This window comes from Gemmatimonadaceae bacterium (genome assembly GCA_036003045.1).
Taxonomy (GTDB): domain Bacteria; phylum Gemmatimonadota; class Gemmatimonadetes; order Gemmatimonadales; family Gemmatimonadaceae; genus JAQBQB01.
Genome location: DASYSS010000070.1, coordinates 24,609 through 40,094 on the forward strand (window position 1 = coordinate 24,609; position 15,486 = coordinate 40,094).

Genomic DNA, 15,486 nt, shown 5'->3' on the forward strand with positions numbered 1-15,486 from the left:
TCCGCAAGACCGCAGGCCTCGGGCGGCCCGAATCGTTACCCGGGGAATACCACGACCCGATCCACCCTACGGGCGTCGCGGCTACCGGGCGGCTGGAGCATCGCCGTCACCGTTCTTCGCCGCCATCGTATAGCACCATGCCTCGCCTTCGAGCACCGTCTCGCCCGTCTGCCGAGTGACCACGCATCGAAGCTGCGTAACAGGCTTGGAGGGGTGGACGCTCACGACTTCGGCGTTCGCGGTGATCGTGTCGCCGATGTAGACCGGGGCGGTGAACTTCCAGTTCTGGCTGAGGAAGACCGACCCCGGTCCCGGCAGATCCATCGCGACCAGCGCGTGGAGCAAACCGGTCGTCAACCCGCCTTGCACGACGAGCGCGCCGAACCGCGTCCGTTCGGCGAACGCGGTGTCGAAGTGCAGTGGATTGTAGTCGCCAGTGAGCTCGGCGAAAATCTCGACGTGCTTCCCGGAGAGCGTGAGCGAACGGCTCGCGCGTTGACCGACCGTCGGCGGTCTCGTCATCGGATGCCGATTACATCTTCGGCGAAAGCATGATGTGCGCCTTCGGCGTGCCCGGGTACATGATCCACATTCCGTTTTCGGACGGCTTTTCCGGAAGACCCGTGGTCGCGCCCGTCGCCCCCGAGATGTAGACGACGATGAGCGGCTGCGCTCCGGTGACCGTGTTCGCCGCCGGATCGAACTTGCCGCCGAACAGCTGATACATCGACGCCGGTTGCTTGGGCATCTCGAGCTTGCCCGCCTTCACTTCGGCGAACCGTACTGTGTCGACCTGCTCGTCCTTCGTGCCGCTCGCGCGCAGCGCTCTGCCGCGTGCCATGAATGGCTCCAGGGCCTGGTGGTAGCAGGCCGCGTGATACCCCCGTTTGCCGTCCGGTTCGGGAAGGAAACAGGTGAAGACCTTGCCTTCGCGAAGCGTCACGAGGGCGGGGCTGCCGTTGCGATACCCCAGGACTTTGGCGGACGCGCGGGCTTCCGCCGGCAATGGAAGCACGGCGGCCGCGATTTGTTCGGCTTCGGTCATCGAGACCGGGGGCATCGCGGCCGCGCCGGCCTGCTTGGCCGCGCCCTGGGCGAACGCGGCGCCGAGTGGGGCGCAGAGGACGATCAACGCTGAGAATCGCACGATTGGGTTCCTTGAGAGAGTGGGGGGGAAAGAGCTCGCGGTCACCGCTTGGGCCACACGACGCCCTGGCTCGGGTCGACGGACGCCATGCCCTTATATACGAACTTCTGAATTCGCTTTCCCTCGTACGTCTCGGTCGTGTAGATGTTGCCCTTCGAGTCGGTGGCGATGCTGTGCACGGCGAACCACTGGCCGGGTTGGCGGCCGCCGTCGCCGAACTCGGTGATGATGTCCAGCGATTGCCGGTCCATCACGTACACGCGCTCGTTCTTGCCGTCGGCGAGGAAGATGTACTTCTGCTGCGGATCCTTCGAGAAGGCGATGTCCCACACCGAGCCGTCGCCCTTCGTCGCGGGTTTGATGATCTTTTCCTTCACGAATTCGCCGCTCTCCTTGAACACCTGAATGCGATCGTTGACGCGGTCGCAGACGTAGAGCAGGCCATCGACCGAGGGCTCGGCGCAGTGCACGGGATTTCGGAAACTCGGCTGCGGCTGGCCGGGCTCGTACGGCGGAAGCGCGGAGTCGTATGGGGCCTTTCCGTAGGCGCCCCAGAAACGCTTGATCCTGCCGTCGTTCATGTCGAGGACGGCCACACGCCTATTGCCGTAGCCGTCGGCGATGAACGCTTCGTTCGCCTTGTAATCGAACGAGATCTTCGCGACGCGGCCGAAATGCGACGTGCTGTTGCTGTTCGTCGCCTGACCCGGCTCGCCGATCTGCATCAGGAACTTGCCGTCGTGCGTGAATTTGAGGATGTGGGAGTCGCTGCCGGCGTCCCCGCGGCCGCCGTTGCCGCCGATCCACACGTTGTTCTTGTTGTCGATCGAGATCCCGTGGTTAGACGACGGCCAGACGTACTTCTTGTCTTCGGGCGGACCGCCCCACGCGTTGACGAGATTTCCGGCGGGATCGAACTCGAGCACCGGCGGCGCGGGGACGCAGCACTCGCTGAGCGGCGGATTTTGCGCCGCGCCGATCTCATTTCGCGCATCGAACGTGTCGTTGCGATGCACGATGAAAACGTGGTCGTTGGCGTCTACGCCGACGCCGATCACGTTGCCGAGGACCCAGTGGTTGGGGAGCGGCTTGGGCCAGAGCGGATCGACTTCGAAGCGCGGCGCTTGCACCAGCGTCGCGCGCGCCGACGCGTCGAGCGCGCGTTGACCGATGCCAAGCGAAACAATCGCGCCGGCAAGCGTGGCGGCGAGAACGAGTCTGCGGCGTCCGGTCACTTTTTCGCTCCCGCGGAAGGCCAGAGCGCGCCCTGACTGGCTTTGGTCACGGCGCCTACGCCCTTGTAGTTGAATTTCTGGAGACGCTTTCCTTCGAACGTCTCGATCGTGTAGAGGTTGCCTTTGGAGTCAGTGGCGACGCCGTCGACGGCGTAGAACAGACCGGGCTGGCGGCCGCCGTCGCCGAACGCGGTGAGCTCCTGCAAGCTCGCGCGATCGAGGATGTGGACCTTGTCATTGGCGCCGTCCGCGACATACACGTACTTCTGGCCGGGGTCGCGCGAGAATGCGATGTCCCACACCGACCCGCTGCCGCGCGTCGAGGGCTCGACGGTCGCTTCCTTCACGAACGAGCCGTCCTTCTTGAAGATCTGGATGCGGTCGTTCGTCGCATCGCAGACGTAGACCAGCCCGTCGTTGGCGATTCGCACGCAGCGCACCTGGCCGAACTGCTTCGGCGCCGCGCCGCCCGGCTCGTACTTCGCGGTATCGGCGTCGTCCGGCTTCGCGCCGTACGCGCCCCAGTAGCGCTTGATCGCGCCGGTGTTCATGTCGACCACCGCAACCCGGTGGTTGCGCGAGCCGTCGGCAACGAAGATCTCGTTCGCTTTGCTGTCGATCGCGAACCCCATCGCGCCGCCGAAGCTTTCCATGCTGTTGCTGTTGGCGGGAAGTGCCGGCGCGCCGCCGCGGCCGCCCCGTCCGCCGCGGCCACCGCCGCGGCCAGCCGCGCCACGACCCGGCGAGACCCCGGCGTACGCAGTATCACCCCCGCTCCGGCCCGCGGCCGCGACCGGCGGAGGCGCCGCCGGAGCAGTACCGTACTGCGCGATGAATTTGCCGTCCTTCGAGAACTTGAGAATTCTCGAATCGGCGCCGCCCGCGCCGCCGATCCAGAAGTTGCCCGCGTCGTCGATCGCGAGACCGGCGTTTTGTTCCGGCCAATTGTAGCCCTCGCCCGGGCCGCCCCAATGGGCGACGAGCGCGCCGCTCGGGTCGAACTCGAGCACATTCGGCGCGGAGGCGCAGCACTCGCCGTACGCGGCGCCGCCAACGGTCAAGCCGATCTCCGTGCGCGGCGTGAAGCTGTCGGTCAGGTGGACGACGAAAATGTGGTCGCGCGAGTCGATGGCCACGCCAGTCGTCGATCCGAGAATCCACCGATTGCCCATCGGCTTGGGCCACATCGGGTCGACCTCGAACTTCGGCGCCTCTTTGGCGGCCGTCCTGGCGCCGGTCTTAGCGGGCGCCTGCGCCGCGCTCGCGCCCACACCCCACCCTCCTGACAGCAACAGCAACGCGCCAACGAGCGTAATACCTCGGTTCATGCGATCTCCTCGACTCGAGTCGGCCCGCACCCACATCCTCCAGCCCCGGTCCGCGGCCGTTCCAACCCCCGTGCACGTGCACTATACTCGTGCGTCGATGGAGGGGGAGTGAATGGCGTGATTCTACGCGGTCGGAGTCGGGTCCGTCCAGGTGTCAACGTCGTTGTCGCCGCAGTCGTTGCGTCGGGGCTCGTGCTCGCGTCGCCGAGCGTGAATTACGCCCACGACATCCCGGCCAGCGTCCGCGTCTTCGTTTTCATCAAGCCGGCCGGCCAGAACCTCCGCGTGGTCATCCGCGCGCCGCTCGAGGCGATGCGCGACGTCAGTTTTCCGCTCAACGGGCCGGGATACCTCGACATCGCGCGCGCGACGCCGCTGCTGGGCGACGCGGCGCGGGTCTGGCTGGCCGGCGACCTGCACCTCTACGAGAACGATTCGCCGCTCGGCGACGGCAAGATCGTGGCGACCCGCGTTTCGCTCCCATCAGACAGATCGTTCACGACCTTCGACAGCGCCGTCGCGCACGCGACGTCGGCGCCGCTCGACACGGCGACGCAGCTCGTGTGGAATCAGGCGATGCTCGACGTCGTGCTCGACTACCGCATCGCGTCGGACAGCGCGCGCTTCTCGATCGACCCCGCGCTGGCGCGTCTCGCCGTGCGTACGACGACCGTGCTGCGTTTTCTCCCGGCTTCCGGCGGCGAGCGCGACTTCGAGTACCTCGGCAACCCGGGCCTCGTGCACCTGGATCCGCGCTGGAGCCAGGCGGCGCTCAGCTTCGTGAAGCTCGGCTTCGAGCACATCCTGAGCGGCTTCGACCACCTGCTGTTCCTGCTGTGCCTCGTGATTCCGTTCCGTCGCGTTCGCCCGCTGATCGCGATCGTGACGGCGTTCACGGTTGCGCACTCGATCACGCTCATCGCATCGGCGGCCGGCTTCGCCCCCGACTCGCTCTGGTTTCCGCCGCTGATCGAGGTGCTGATCGCCGTGTCGATCGTATACATGGCGCTCGAGAACATCGTGGGTGCGAAGTTGGAACGCCGGTGGCTGGTTGCGTTCGGCTTCGGGTTGGTCCACGGATTCGGCTTCTCGTTCGCGCTGCGCGAGTCGCTGCAGTTCGCCGGCTCTCACCTGGCGACGTCGCTCGTGTCGTTCAACGTGGGCGTAGAGCTGGGCCAGCTGGCGGTGCTGGCCTTGACCGTCCCGGCGCTCAACTGGTTCTTCTCGCACGCCGTCAAGGAACGAATGGGGACGATCATCCTCTCGGCATTCGTCGCGCACACGGCGTGGCATTGGATGCTCGACCGCGGCGCTGTGCTCGCCAGCTACCACGTCGACGTGCCGGAGCTCACCCCCGCGCTCGTCGCGAGCCTGCTCCGCGGGCTCATGTTCCTGCTGGTGATCGTCACCGCGGCGTGGGGCGTTTTCGCGGTCTACGGGCGGCTGACGCGCGGTTCGCGCGATCTATCGGCGGGCGCCGAGGCGAAATGAGGACGAGGTTTTTGGCCTTGACGGGTGCCATGATCGCGCTGTCGTCGTCGGTCGCTGCCGGCCAGACGAAGCAGCCGTCGAGCGGGCACGCTCCCTTGAAGGCGACGAAGACCGGCGCCGCCGATACGGCGAAGGGTCCCTCGACGCTCGACGGCCTCTATACGGACGAGCAGGCTTCGCGAGGCAAGGACGTCTACTTCAACAGCTGCCGGTCCTGCCACACGCCGGCGTCCCATACCGGCGCCACCTTCAATCAGTGGTGGCGCGGGAAGCATCTCTCTGATCTATTTGCGTTCGTCAGCACGAGGATGCCCAAGAACGATCCGGGAAGCCTGGCGCCGGAAGACGTTGCCGACGTCATGGCGTACCTGCTCAAGATGAACGCGATGCCGGTCGGACCGAACGAGCTGCCGGCCGATGTCGATTCGCTCAAAAAGTACCGCATCGAAGCCAAGCCGAAGACGACTCCACCACCAAAGAGGAAGAAGCCATGACGCGACGCTGGTTCTCGCGGCGATTCATCGGAACGACCGTTCCGATGACCGTGCTGATTCTTGGCGGCGCCTTCGCCGGCGCGAAGCTGCTCGATGCCCGCCAAGGGCTGCCGCTCGCGCGCGGCAACAAGCCCGGTGAATGGCGCTACTGGGGCGCCGACGCGTGGAGCACCCGATACTCCGCGCTCGATCAGATCAATGCCAACAACTTCGACTCGCTCCAGGTGGCGTGGCAGTGGAACGCCGCCGAGTACGGCGAAGACGAGTATTACCGCACGACGCCGCTCTACGCGGACGGCCGGCTGCTCACCGTCGCGACGAACCGGCGCAAAGCGTTCGCGATCGACCCCGCGACCGGCAAGACGCTCTGGCAGTGGGGCATCGACGAAGGCATCCGCTGGCAGAAAGCGCCGCGGCAGTTTGCCGGACGCGGTCTCTCGTACTGGACCGACGGCACGAACGAGCGCGTGATCGTCGTGACGCCGGGCTACCACCTCGCGATCATCGATGCCAAAACGGGCAAGGGCGATCCGAACGTCGGCGACAAGCACGATGGCGTCGTCGATCTCATGACGGGTCTCGGCTATCCACTCGTGCCCCTCGCCGTGGACGACACGTTCGCGCTCGAGATCAGCGAAGCGTATCCGGCGCGAAAGGCGCGGCCGGGTGAGAAGTGGAACGCCGCGACGAAGACGGGCGCCGACGGCACGGTCGGCATCGATCCGGCGAACGGCCAGATCGCAAACAGCTCACCGGCGATCGTCATCGGCGACGTGATCGTCGTCGGCAATTCGTCGATCCACGGCTACTACCCACTGCACGACCACAACATTCCGGGATTCATCCGCGGGTTCGACGTCCACACCGGAAAGCAGCTCTGGAAGTTCAACCTCGTGCCGCAGCCGGGAGAGTTCGGCGCCGACACGTGGAAGAACGGTTCCAAGATCGGCATGAAAGGCGTGGGCAAGGTCGACGCGTGGGCCACGTATTCGGGAGACCCCGAGCTCGGTCTGGTCTACATCCCGGTCGGGATGCCGATCGCCGACGAGTACGGCGGTCTGCGTCCCGGCAACAACCTGTTCAGCAGCAGCGTCGTCGCGATCGACACCAAGACCGGCAAACGGAAGTGGCACTACCAGTTCGTGCACCACGACATCTGGGATTACGACACGCCGATGGCGCCCAACGTCCTCGACGTCACGATCGACGGGCAGCGGAGGAAGATCATCGCCGCGACCACGAAGCAGGGTTTCGTCTATGTCCTGGATCGTGTGACGGGCCAGCCGATCTGGCCGATCGCCGAGACGGCGGTCGGGCAAACGGAAGTGCCGGGCGAGGAAACGTCGCCGACGCAGCCGATTCCGTCGAAGCCCGCGCCCTACTCGCAGCAAGGTTTGCTCGAGTCCGACCTCATCGACTACACGCCGGCGATCAAGGACTCGGCGCTCAAGCTGGCGCAGAAGTGCCGCATGGGTCCGTACTTCATTCCCGGCTCTCCGCTCGACGGCAAAGGCAAGAGTGGTCCGGCGAAGTACAACTGCTCGTGGTACGCTCCCGGGGCGAGCGGCGGTGTGAACATCGACGGCGGCACCGCGGCCGATCCAGAAACGGGCATGATTTACGTGGGTGGACAGAGCGGACTGAGCACGATCGCGATCGCACACGATCCGTGCTCGGAGCTTCCCTATACGTCGCCTCACAACAGCTGCGGCAAGGGTGGCGCGACCAAGCCGCCGCCGGGCTACAAACCGCCCGCTGAGGGAGCCGGTGAGACTGGAGGCCGCGGCGGCGCGTTCTCACGCATCGCGGCGACGACCACCATCGGCGGCGTGTCGATCCTCAAGCCGAAGGAAATGGGCGGTATCACGGCCTATGATCTCAACACCGGCGACAAGAAGTGGTGGGTGCCGAACGGCAATCGGTGGCGCGATCAGACGAGCAACGATCCGCTCTTCGCGGGCGTGACGCTGCCGAAGATTCCCGCGATCGGTGGTCAGCCCGAGGTGATCACGACAAAGACGCTCGTGATTCACGGCACCGGCCGCAGCGGCGGCGCCGGCGGTGGTCGCGGCGGGGCTCGTGGCGGCGGTGGTGGTCGTGGAGGCGCCGGCGCGGCCGCGGCGACGCCGCAGCTGTACGCGTTCGACAAGGCGACCGGCAAACAGGTCGGCGCCGTGAACGTGCCGAGCGTGAACTCAGCCGTACCCATGACGTTCTTGCACGACGGCCGGCAGTACATCGTGTTCGCGACCGGAGCCGGCGACAAGATCGCGCTGGTCGCGTTGGCGTTGCCGAAGAAGCCGATCGATCAGAGCAAGCACTAGGACGAGGAAGAGCAAACGGCGCTCGGCCATTCGAGGTCGAGCGCCGCGGCGAAGCGTCGATCCGCGCGAGAAATCGGACGTCTGACGTCACACATCTGACATCAGACCGGCGCTACGCAAAGCGGCTTCGATCCGGCGAGAGCTGGTCTGATGTCAGACGTCGGATTTCAGACGTCCGATTTCTCGCGGCAGATCCAGCCCACCCGGTGCGAGACAGCCGCCAGACTGGCCGCGATCCCATCGCGCCGTTTGCTCTACGGCTTCGTGTACCTCTTGAGGTGCGCCGTCTCCCCGTACACCGGCGGCCCCACCTCCGCGCCGTAGATGTGCCCCGCCGCATCCACCGCGACCCCTTCCGCCGAGCTGGTGTTGGTCGCATTGGTCGTCGGATCGGGGATGAAGTACTTCACCGATCCATCCTTCGCGCTTCCGATGCGGATGCCGCGCTTCCAATCGCCGTGCGCGGGATTTACCGAGCCCGATTCGGAATCGGCGACGTACATATTGTCCTGCGCGTCGATGAAGATTCCGCTTGGACGGCTGAACTGGTACCAGGTGTCGAGCAGCTTGCCGTCCTGGTCGAAGATCTTGATCCGGTTGTTGCCGCGGTCGCCGACGAAGAGGCGGCCCTTGGAGTCCATCGCCAGCGCGTGCGGCTGGTCGAAGTCGTCGGGGCCTTTGCCGGGCTGACCCCATGCTTTGATCAGCGTTCCGTCCTTTGAGAACTTGTATACGCGCGCTGCGCTGCCGGGGGCTGATGAGTGTCCCTCGGCGACGAAGATGTCCCCGTTGGGCGCGATGAGAATGGCGTTGGGCTGGAAGAAGTAGTCCGGATCGCGAGCGCCGCCGGGTTTGCCGAGGGTGCGCAGCAGCTTGCCGTCGGGGCTGAACTGGAAGATCTGATGTCCTTTCGGCGGCGCGGTTGAATCGGCGCGTCCGCCGCCGGCAGCTGGAGGAGCGCCGCCGGCTGTGCCACCGGCACCCCGTCCACGGCCGCCGCCGGTGCACGCGCAGTCGATCACCCAGATGTTGCCGTCTTTGTCGGCGAGAATGCCGTGCGGGGAGACGAACAGGCCGCCGCCCCAGTGCGCGACGACGTTGCCGTTCTCGTCGAACTTCATCACGGGATCGAGCGTCGAGTTGCCGCAGCTGTTCGCGGCGCAGCGGTCGGCCATCCAGATGCTCTTGCCGTCGCGGTCGATCGCGACCGAGCTCGTCGCGCCCCATACGCGACCCGCGGGCAGCTTGGCCCACGTCGAATCCGTCTTGTACGGGTTCGGCAGGTCGTTGAGCGGCGCCATCGTCGGCGACGACGCCTGCGCGTGCGCGATCGCGGGCAGGACGGCCAGCGCGACCAGCGGAAGTCGTCGCGCGAGCGCGCGCGAGTGAATCACCATCGGCGTCGTCCTCAAGAAGCGAAGCTACGGATAGTGAACGTCGATCTTATGTGAACGAAGCGCGGTGGTGTCGACGGCGAGCGAATCCGTTCCCGCCGGTGCGTGATTCGCCTTGAGCAGGTACGCGATCACGTCGAGGTACTCCTGATCCTTCAGGCCGCCCGGGTTGTCGAGCGGCATCGTGCTACGCACGAGGGCATAAAAATCGTAGACGCGGCGGTCGCTCCACGTCTCGACGAACCCCTGGCCGACGAGCGACCCGGGTTGATGGCACGCGCCGCACGTGTTGCCGTACACCGATTCGCCGCGGGAAGCCTGCGCGTTCGAGTACGACGCGGCCGGCAGGTTGGCCGCCGTGGACCGGATGACACGCGCGTTGGGGTCGAATCGGAGGGGAAGCGGTGCGCCCGTGAGTGCGCCGCTGACGAGGTCGGCGCCGAGAGGCGGGCGCACGTTCGGGGCGGCCGACATGCAGCCGGCAACGAGCATCGTCCAAGCGAGGAATTTCAGACGGCGGTTCCGCATGCGCCCAATAATACCGCGCGCGCAGCGTTTTGCGACCGGTCAGCCGTTTGATTTGAGGTGGTCCTCAGGACATCTTCTGCACGCTGTTTCTCCCCCCAAGCCCCACCGCGGAAATGCCGACTGACCCGACGAAGACCTCAGTCTCACCCGACGCGAACTCCGCCCCGCCGGAGAGTCCTCTTCTTCCGAACGCTTCAGAGCTGCCGGCCCCCTCCCCCCCGGTCGCGGGCGAGAATCCGGATTTCAGCTACAACGCCGCCCCTCCCAGTCGGCGCGACTTCCTGAAAGTCGCCGGCGCGAGCGCCGGCGCGTTGCTGGTCGGCGGGGGGAATCTCCCGAAGCCAAAGGTCGCGCCCGCGCCGCGCGTGCCGTTCGTGCGCGCTGGGGAGTCGCCCGACATCGTCGTGGTCGGCGCCGGAGCGTGGGGCGGCTGGACGGCGCTCAACCTGCGCAAGTTGGGCGCGAAGGTGACGATCGTCGACGCGTACGGCCCGGGCAACGCGCGGTCGACGTCGGGCGACGAGACGCGCGGCGTGCGCTCGTCGTACGGCGACCGCCCCGGCGAGCTGGGCGAAGTCTGGATGCTCTGGGCGCGCGAGGCGATGAAAAAGTGGATTCAGTTCGACGACGAATGGGGGCGCGAGCTGCGGCTCAACCTCTTCCACGTTACCGGCGATCTGATCATGCGATCGGAGTGGGACAACTTCCAACTCCGCTGCAAGGTCTGGTGGGACAAGAACAAGATCCCGTACCAGGTCCTCAATCCCGACGACGTGAGAAAGGCGTTCCCCGTGATGTCGATGGACGACATCACGGCCGTGCTCTACGAACCGGACGCCGGCGTCGTGCGCGCGCGCCGCGCCGCGCAGGCGGTGTCCGCGGTGTTCGAGCACTTGGGCGGCAAAGTCGTGATCGGGCGCGCGTCGCCCGGCAAGACGGTGAATGGACGTCTCACGGAGCTCAAGCTCGACACCGGCGCGACGATTCGCGGCGACACGTTCGTCTACGCCGTCGGTCCGTGGCTCGGCAAGACGTTTCCCGAGATCTTCGCCAAGAAGACGCGCGTGCCGATGGGGTACGTTTGCTACTTCGCGACGCCGATCGGTGATTATCGGTTCACGTACCCGAACATCCCGAGCTACAACTTCCCCGGCGTGACCGGATGGGCCGCGTTACCCGTCGACAATCGGGGCTTCCGCGTACGTGGCGGTGAGCGCGCGCCGGATCAAGTCGTCGCCGCCGACGGCCGGGGCGGCGGTCGCGGCACTCCCGCGAATGGCGCCAACGCCGCCGCCGGTTCCGGAATCAGCAATGCGAGCGTCGCCGCTGCCGCGCCCCAGGGCGCCGCATCCGGCGCGGGCGCGAGCGCGACCAACGCCGATGGCCGCGGCGGCGCCGGCGGGAGGGGTGGGCGAGGCGGTGGTGGCGGTCGGAATGGAAACGCCGCCGGCGGACAGAGAGGCGGCGGAGGATTCGGCAACCTGCAAGACGTGCCGCCGCAGCAGCAGGACCCCGACACGAGCGATCGCTGGGCGAATCAAAGCCAGATCGACGGCCCGCGCCGTTTCGTCGCACACCGTTTTCCGCTGCTCAAAGACGCGCCGATCGCGCAGACGCATTCATGCCACTACGAGTCCACGTCGAGCGGCAACTTCATCTTCGACCACCACCCAGGCTGGAACAACGTCTGGATCGCCGCGGGGGGCAACGCCGAAGGATTCAAGATGGGCCCCAAGGTCGGCGACTACATGTCGAAGCGCGTCCTCGGCTATCAGGATCCGCAGGACAAGCTGTTCACGATTCCTGAAAAAGATTTCGAGCCGCCGCCGACTCCGGCCGATAGCACGAAGAAGGCCGCTGCTGATTCCGCCGCGAAGCCCGTTCCGCCCGGAGGAAAACCGCCCGGTCTTCGGTAGTCGGCTGTCTTGGTCGGCGGCCTCGGTGCCGGCGGTTCCGGCGGGTACGTCTCCTTGAACTGCTGGCGGATTTCGCGGAAGACTCGGATTACGCGGAAAAGGCAAAGCTTGAATGAAATACAAAAGCCCCTTCGAAAGAGGGGACTTGTTCTAGAGAACACAAAGCTTCTGTTTTTAAAACAAAAACCTTCTCCGCGAAATGCGTCCAATCCGCGAAGTCGTTGCAGTATCGTTTCGTAGATGCTGACCAGTCCATTCGGGTTTAGTCCGCGACATGGAGCCTGACCGAATCAACGGATGCGCCCATTAGACCGACAACTGCTACGGCCTTGTCGTCGTGATCTTGATGTCTTTGAGCTGATCGAGGCTGTCGGTGAGGACCTTCGCGCCGGCGGGAAACTGGTTTTGCGCGAGGAGGTATGCGACGAGGTCGGCGACGTCGCGGGTTGCGATCGACTTCGGGTTGTCGGGCGGCATCGACGAACGGATCTTGTCGAACAATTGGTCGAGCGTGAGATCGCGCCAGTTGCCGAGGAACGCCGAGCCGACGAGCGGCGAGCCTTCGTCGCCGCCGCTGAGGCTCGCGCCGTGACACTTGACGCACGCGCCCCTGTAGAGCGAGTCGCCGTGCGATGCTTGCGCCGCGGTGTACACGCTGTCCCACACCGTATGCGTCGGCGCGATGGCCCGAGCCGCGTCGCGGCGCGCGAATGCCGTCAGCGCCGATACGCCGACGGCAACCGCGGCGGCCCATAGTGCCCGATTCGTCATGCGGGCGAATCTAACGCCGCGAGCGCGGCCCCGTCGCTGACGGCGCCGCCGGCGTGCCGCTCGTCACATTTCCCGGCGAATCGCCATTCGACGCATCGGGTACCTCGAGCTGCTTCGGATCGACGTCGGCATTCTGGATGTTCGTGATTTGCGTCTGCTGCACGATCGTCAGCTTGTCGACCGTCGGGTCGTCCGTGACGAAACTCTGAAAGCCGACGATGTCGCGAATGTTGCCGAGCGTGGTGGTCGTCACGACCTTGATCGGCGTGCCCTCGATCTGCGCGCGGGCCGAGCGCAGCTTGAGCGCGTACTCGATGAGCGGGCCGTCCGTCGATTGATCGGCGACGATGAGCGGCTCGAACGGATTCGGGATGAGCGTCGGCAGCGACGTCGTCCACACGTCGGTCACCGCGTGCGCCGGGAATCCCTGATCGCTCCACACCACTCGATAATCGCTCGTGATGCGATAATGCTGCGTCGGGCGACCCTCCATCGCCGAGTCGGCGCCGAGCTTCTCGACCTTGAACGAGACGTCGAGCAGCGAGATCTGGCTCAGAAATCCTTGCCCGACGCTTCCTCGGCCGCGACCACGTCCGCGACCCGCCGCGCCGGGATTGCCACCGCCCCCACCGCCGCCGCCGCGGCCGAATCCACCGCGGCCAGCGGCGCGTCCGGCGCCACCACCCCCACCGCCGTTGGCGTCACCGTTCGCTCCGCCGCCCGGCGGTCCACCGCGCCCGCCGCGACCACCGCCGAGCACTCGGCCGAGTGCGACGACCGCTGGTCCGCCGAAGGTGTCGTTGGCCGGCGCGAACGTTTGACTCGCCGAGTGATTGATGAAGACCTTTCCCGAGTCGAGCGAGACGAGGTAGTCGTCGGTCGTGACGTTCGACGGAAGCGGCGTGTACGCCAGGAATTCGATGCGCGAATGGTTGTTCACCGCGATGCCGCGACCGCGCATCACTTCGTCGTCCTGACCGCGCGGCGTGTCGCCCGGATAGATCCTCACCTGCGAATTCACTCGGAACGAGAGGCCGGGCGCGAAATGGCGGGACGAGGTGAAACCCGGCAGCGATGCGAGCAACGCGCCCAAGCCGAGAAGCGCGAGGCCGGCGCGTGACGCGCGACGAGAGAACGAACGATTTATGTCGACGCCCACGTGAGCTCCAATACGATAGATGACTACTGATAATACGCGTCGGCCCGCGCCATCGTTCGTCCGTCGGGCGGGTCCGGTCCTTGTGCGAGACGTCGTATATCCCTTGCGCCAAGGCGTTGGTCTGGCTCAGCATACTGGCGGCGCCGCCGCCATCGCTCGCCCCTCAAGCCTGCCGGATGGCCACTAAGAAATCAGAAACGCGATTCGATCCCACCGTCCTCGACCGGACGGTGATCGCGCGCCCGCTGCTCGAGCTGCTGGATCAACAAGGCGACAACGCGTTGTTCGACGTCGTCATCGACGTCAACATCAACTATGCGGGCGGGCGAGAGCGCGCGCGCGAGCGCGTCGCCGATCTGATCGCCGTGGCGCTCGCCGCCGGCGCCGACGCGCGAGTCGCGAGCACCGGCATCGGGGTCGATCATCGCAAGACGGACCTGAGCGACCAATACGTCTTCGCGCGCCTCGACGGACGCGCGATTCGCGCGTTGGTGCGGCTCGACTCGGAGACGGCAGGCGGTGGTGGAGCGTCGAGCTCTCCGGCGAGAGTAATCTTCCACATCTGGCCGGACTTCGAGGTGCGTGCGCTTCTCACGCACTCGGTCAGCACCGTGAAAGCCGACGCCGCGTTCACGGCGTTCACGGCGAGCGGCAGCCGCATCGTGTGGGCCGTGCTCGACTCGGGCGTGCAGGGCGACCATCCGCATTTTCGAAAACACAAGACGCTGCTGCTCGATGCGCCGCTCGCGCACGCGGATTTCACCGTGCCTCCCGGCGCGCCGGGCGCGCCGCTCGTCGACGCCTTCGGCCACGGCACGCACGTCGCCGGGATCATCGCGGGCGAGCTGACCCTCGGAGACGTGCCGAGCGGACAGACGATTTCCGCGGTGGCGCGACACCGCGACGAGACGGGCGCGGTGACTCGCGAGGTCGTGCCGCTGACGGCGATTCGAGGCATCGCGCCGCAAGCGACGATCGTGAGTCTCAAGGTGCTCGGCGCGGACGGGCGCGGGCCGGTGAGCAACGTGATCATCGCGCTCGAGTCGATCGACCGCGTGAACGGCTATGGCAAGGACATCAAGATCCACGGCGTGAACCTGAGCGTCGGCTACGACTTCGACCCGGAATGGTTCGCCTGCGGCCAGAGTCCGCTGTGCAACGTGGTCGACCGTTTGGTGCGATCCGGCGTCGTGGTCGTCGTCGCGGCGGGGAACACCGGCTACGGCTATGCCGACACGCTGGACCGCGGCTCGGTCGCGGCGGGACTGTCGCTGAGTATCAACGATCCCGGAAACGCCGACCGCGCGATCACCGTCGGCTCGACACACCGCGACATGCCGCACGTGTACGGCGTGTCGTATTTCTCGTCCAAGGGGCCAACCGGCGATGGCCGGCCGAAGCCGGATCTGGTGGCGCCGGGGGAAAAGATCATCTCATGCGGCGCGGGGGCGGCGCTCGACGCCGCTCGCTCGGCCACGCAGAGCGACGCGCTCTACGTCGAGGACAGCGGCACGAGCATGGCCGCGCCGCACGTGTCCGGCGCCATCGCCGCGTTCCTCTCCATTCGCCGCGAGTACATCGGCCAGTCGGAGGAGGTGAAGCGGATCTTCATGAAGGCCGCGACGGACCTCAATCGTGAACGCTACTTCCAAGGCGCGGGGCTCATCGACCTCATGCGCGCCATTCAATCGGTGTAGGC

Annotated in this window: 13 protein-coding genes; 5 read left to right on the forward strand and 8 right to left on the reverse strand. The window is 66.2% G+C overall.

All coding sequences use genetic code 11. The features are described from left to right. Positions 1 to 81: 81 nt before the first annotated feature. Genes VGQ44_16935 through VGQ44_16950 form a run of 4 tightly spaced genes read right to left on the reverse strand, consistent with a single transcriptional unit; the run spans position 82 to position 3,710 of the window. Positions 82 to 522 carry a MaoC family dehydratase gene (locus VGQ44_16935; protein HEV8448519.1) on the reverse strand — a complete coding sequence of 147 codons (441 nt, stop codon included), beginning with the start codon at positions 520 to 522 and terminating at the stop codon, positions 82 to 84. 10 nt (positions 523 to 532) lie between these two features. Next, positions 533 to 1,147: a hypothetical protein gene (locus VGQ44_16940; GenBank protein HEV8448520.1), complete on the reverse strand. Its 615-nt coding sequence runs from the start codon at positions 1,145 to 1,147 to the stop codon at positions 533 to 535. Positions 1,148 to 1,188: 41 nt separating this feature from the next. Continuing rightward, the gene (locus VGQ44_16945; protein ID HEV8448521.1) at positions 1,189 to 2,382 is read right to left on the reverse strand and encodes a hypothetical protein; all 1,194 of its coding nucleotides are present in this window, start codon (positions 2,380 to 2,382) and stop codon (positions 1,189 to 1,191) included. Continuing rightward, a complete protein-coding gene (locus VGQ44_16950; protein ID HEV8448522.1) occupies positions 2,379 to 3,710 on the reverse strand; it encodes an NHL repeat-containing protein in 1,332 nt (443 codons plus the stop codon). Before VGQ44_16950 ends, VGQ44_16945 begins: the two co-directional genes overlap by 4 nt. Positions 3,711 to 3,827: 117 nt before the next feature. On the opposite strand from VGQ44_16950, the gene VGQ44_16955 reads away from it, so the two are divergent. From VGQ44_16955 to VGQ44_16965, 3 genes are read left to right on the forward strand one after another with little or no spacing between them, the layout of a single operon-like run. Continuing rightward, positions 3,828 to 5,201: a HupE/UreJ family protein gene (locus VGQ44_16955; protein HEV8448523.1), complete on the forward strand. Its 1,374-nt coding sequence runs from the start codon at positions 3,828 to 3,830 to the stop codon at positions 5,199 to 5,201. A gap of 17 nt (positions 5,202 to 5,218) precedes the next feature. After that, positions 5,219 to 5,695 (forward strand): c-type cytochrome, encoded by a 477-nt coding sequence (locus VGQ44_16960; GenBank protein HEV8448524.1) that lies wholly within the window; start codon positions 5,219 to 5,221, stop codon positions 5,693 to 5,695. Next, complete coding sequence (locus tag VGQ44_16965; GenBank protein HEV8448525.1) at positions 5,692 to 8,019, forward strand: PQQ-binding-like beta-propeller repeat protein; 2,328 nt, start codon at positions 5,692 to 5,694, stop codon at positions 8,017 to 8,019. The genes VGQ44_16960 and VGQ44_16965 overlap by 4 nt, the downstream gene beginning before the upstream one ends. Positions 8,020 to 8,273: 254 nt before the next feature. Here the strand turns inward: VGQ44_16965 and VGQ44_16970 are convergent, their stop codons facing one another. Both VGQ44_16970 and VGQ44_16975 read right to left on the reverse strand, forming a co-directional pair. Then, a complete protein-coding gene (locus VGQ44_16970; GenBank protein ID HEV8448526.1) occupies positions 8,274 to 9,431 on the reverse strand; it encodes a peptidyl-alpha-hydroxyglycine alpha-amidating lyase family protein in 1,158 nt (385 codons plus the stop codon). Positions 9,432 to 9,440: 9 nt separating this feature from the next. Further along, positions 9,441 to 9,941 (reverse strand): cytochrome c, encoded by a 501-nt coding sequence (locus VGQ44_16975; protein HEV8448527.1) that lies wholly within the window; start codon positions 9,939 to 9,941, stop codon positions 9,441 to 9,443. 113 nt (positions 9,942 to 10,054) lie between these two features. Between VGQ44_16975 and VGQ44_16980 the strand changes: the two genes are divergently transcribed. After that, positions 10,055 to 11,857: an FAD-dependent oxidoreductase gene (locus VGQ44_16980; GenBank protein HEV8448528.1), complete on the forward strand. Its 1,803-nt coding sequence runs from the start codon at positions 10,055 to 10,057 to the stop codon at positions 11,855 to 11,857. Between the two features lie 321 nt (positions 11,858 to 12,178). Here VGQ44_16980 and VGQ44_16985 read toward each other — a convergent pair whose 3' ends face one another. Both VGQ44_16985 and VGQ44_16990 read right to left on the reverse strand, forming a co-directional pair. Further along, positions 12,179 to 12,628: a cytochrome c gene (locus tag VGQ44_16985; GenBank protein HEV8448529.1), complete on the reverse strand. Its 450-nt coding sequence runs from the start codon at positions 12,626 to 12,628 to the stop codon at positions 12,179 to 12,181. A gap of 10 nt (positions 12,629 to 12,638) precedes the next feature. Continuing rightward, the gene (locus VGQ44_16990) at positions 12,639 to 13,787 is read right to left on the reverse strand and encodes a hypothetical protein (protein HEV8448530.1); all 1,149 of its coding nucleotides are present in this window, start codon (positions 13,785 to 13,787) and stop codon (positions 12,639 to 12,641) included. Positions 13,788 to 13,963: 176 nt separating this feature from the next. Here VGQ44_16990 and VGQ44_16995 point away from each other — a divergent pair, with 176 nt between their 5' ends. Continuing rightward, positions 13,964 to 15,484 (forward strand): S8 family peptidase, encoded by a 1,521-nt coding sequence (locus VGQ44_16995; GenBank protein ID HEV8448531.1) that lies wholly within the window; start codon positions 13,964 to 13,966, stop codon positions 15,482 to 15,484. Positions 15,485 to 15,486: the final 2 nt, after the last annotated feature.

Coding starts and splice junctions, on each gene's coding strand:
- VGQ44_16935 (HEV8448519.1), bottom strand. CDS start 522: ATGACGAGACCGCCGACGGTCGGTCAACGCGCGAGCCGTTCGCTCACG.
- VGQ44_16950 (HEV8448522.1), bottom strand. CDS start 3,710: ATGAACCGAGGTATTACGCTCGTTGGCGCGTTGCTGTTGCTGTCAGGA.
- VGQ44_16965 (HEV8448525.1), top strand. CDS start 5,692: ATGACGCGACGCTGGTTCTCGCGGCGATTCATCGGAACGACCGTTCCG.
- VGQ44_16975 (HEV8448527.1), bottom strand. CDS start 9,941: ATGCGGAACCGCCGTCTGAAATTCCTCGCTTGGACGATGCTCGTTGCC.
- VGQ44_16980 (HEV8448528.1), top strand. CDS start 10,055: ATGCCGACTGACCCGACGAAGACCTCAGTCTCACCCGACGCGAACTCC.
- VGQ44_16985 (HEV8448529.1), bottom strand. CDS start 12,628: ATGACGAATCGGGCACTATGGGCCGCCGCGGTTGCCGTCGGCGTATCG.
- VGQ44_16995 (HEV8448531.1), top strand. CDS start 13,964: ATGGCCACTAAGAAATCAGAAACGCGATTCGATCCCACCGTCCTCGAC.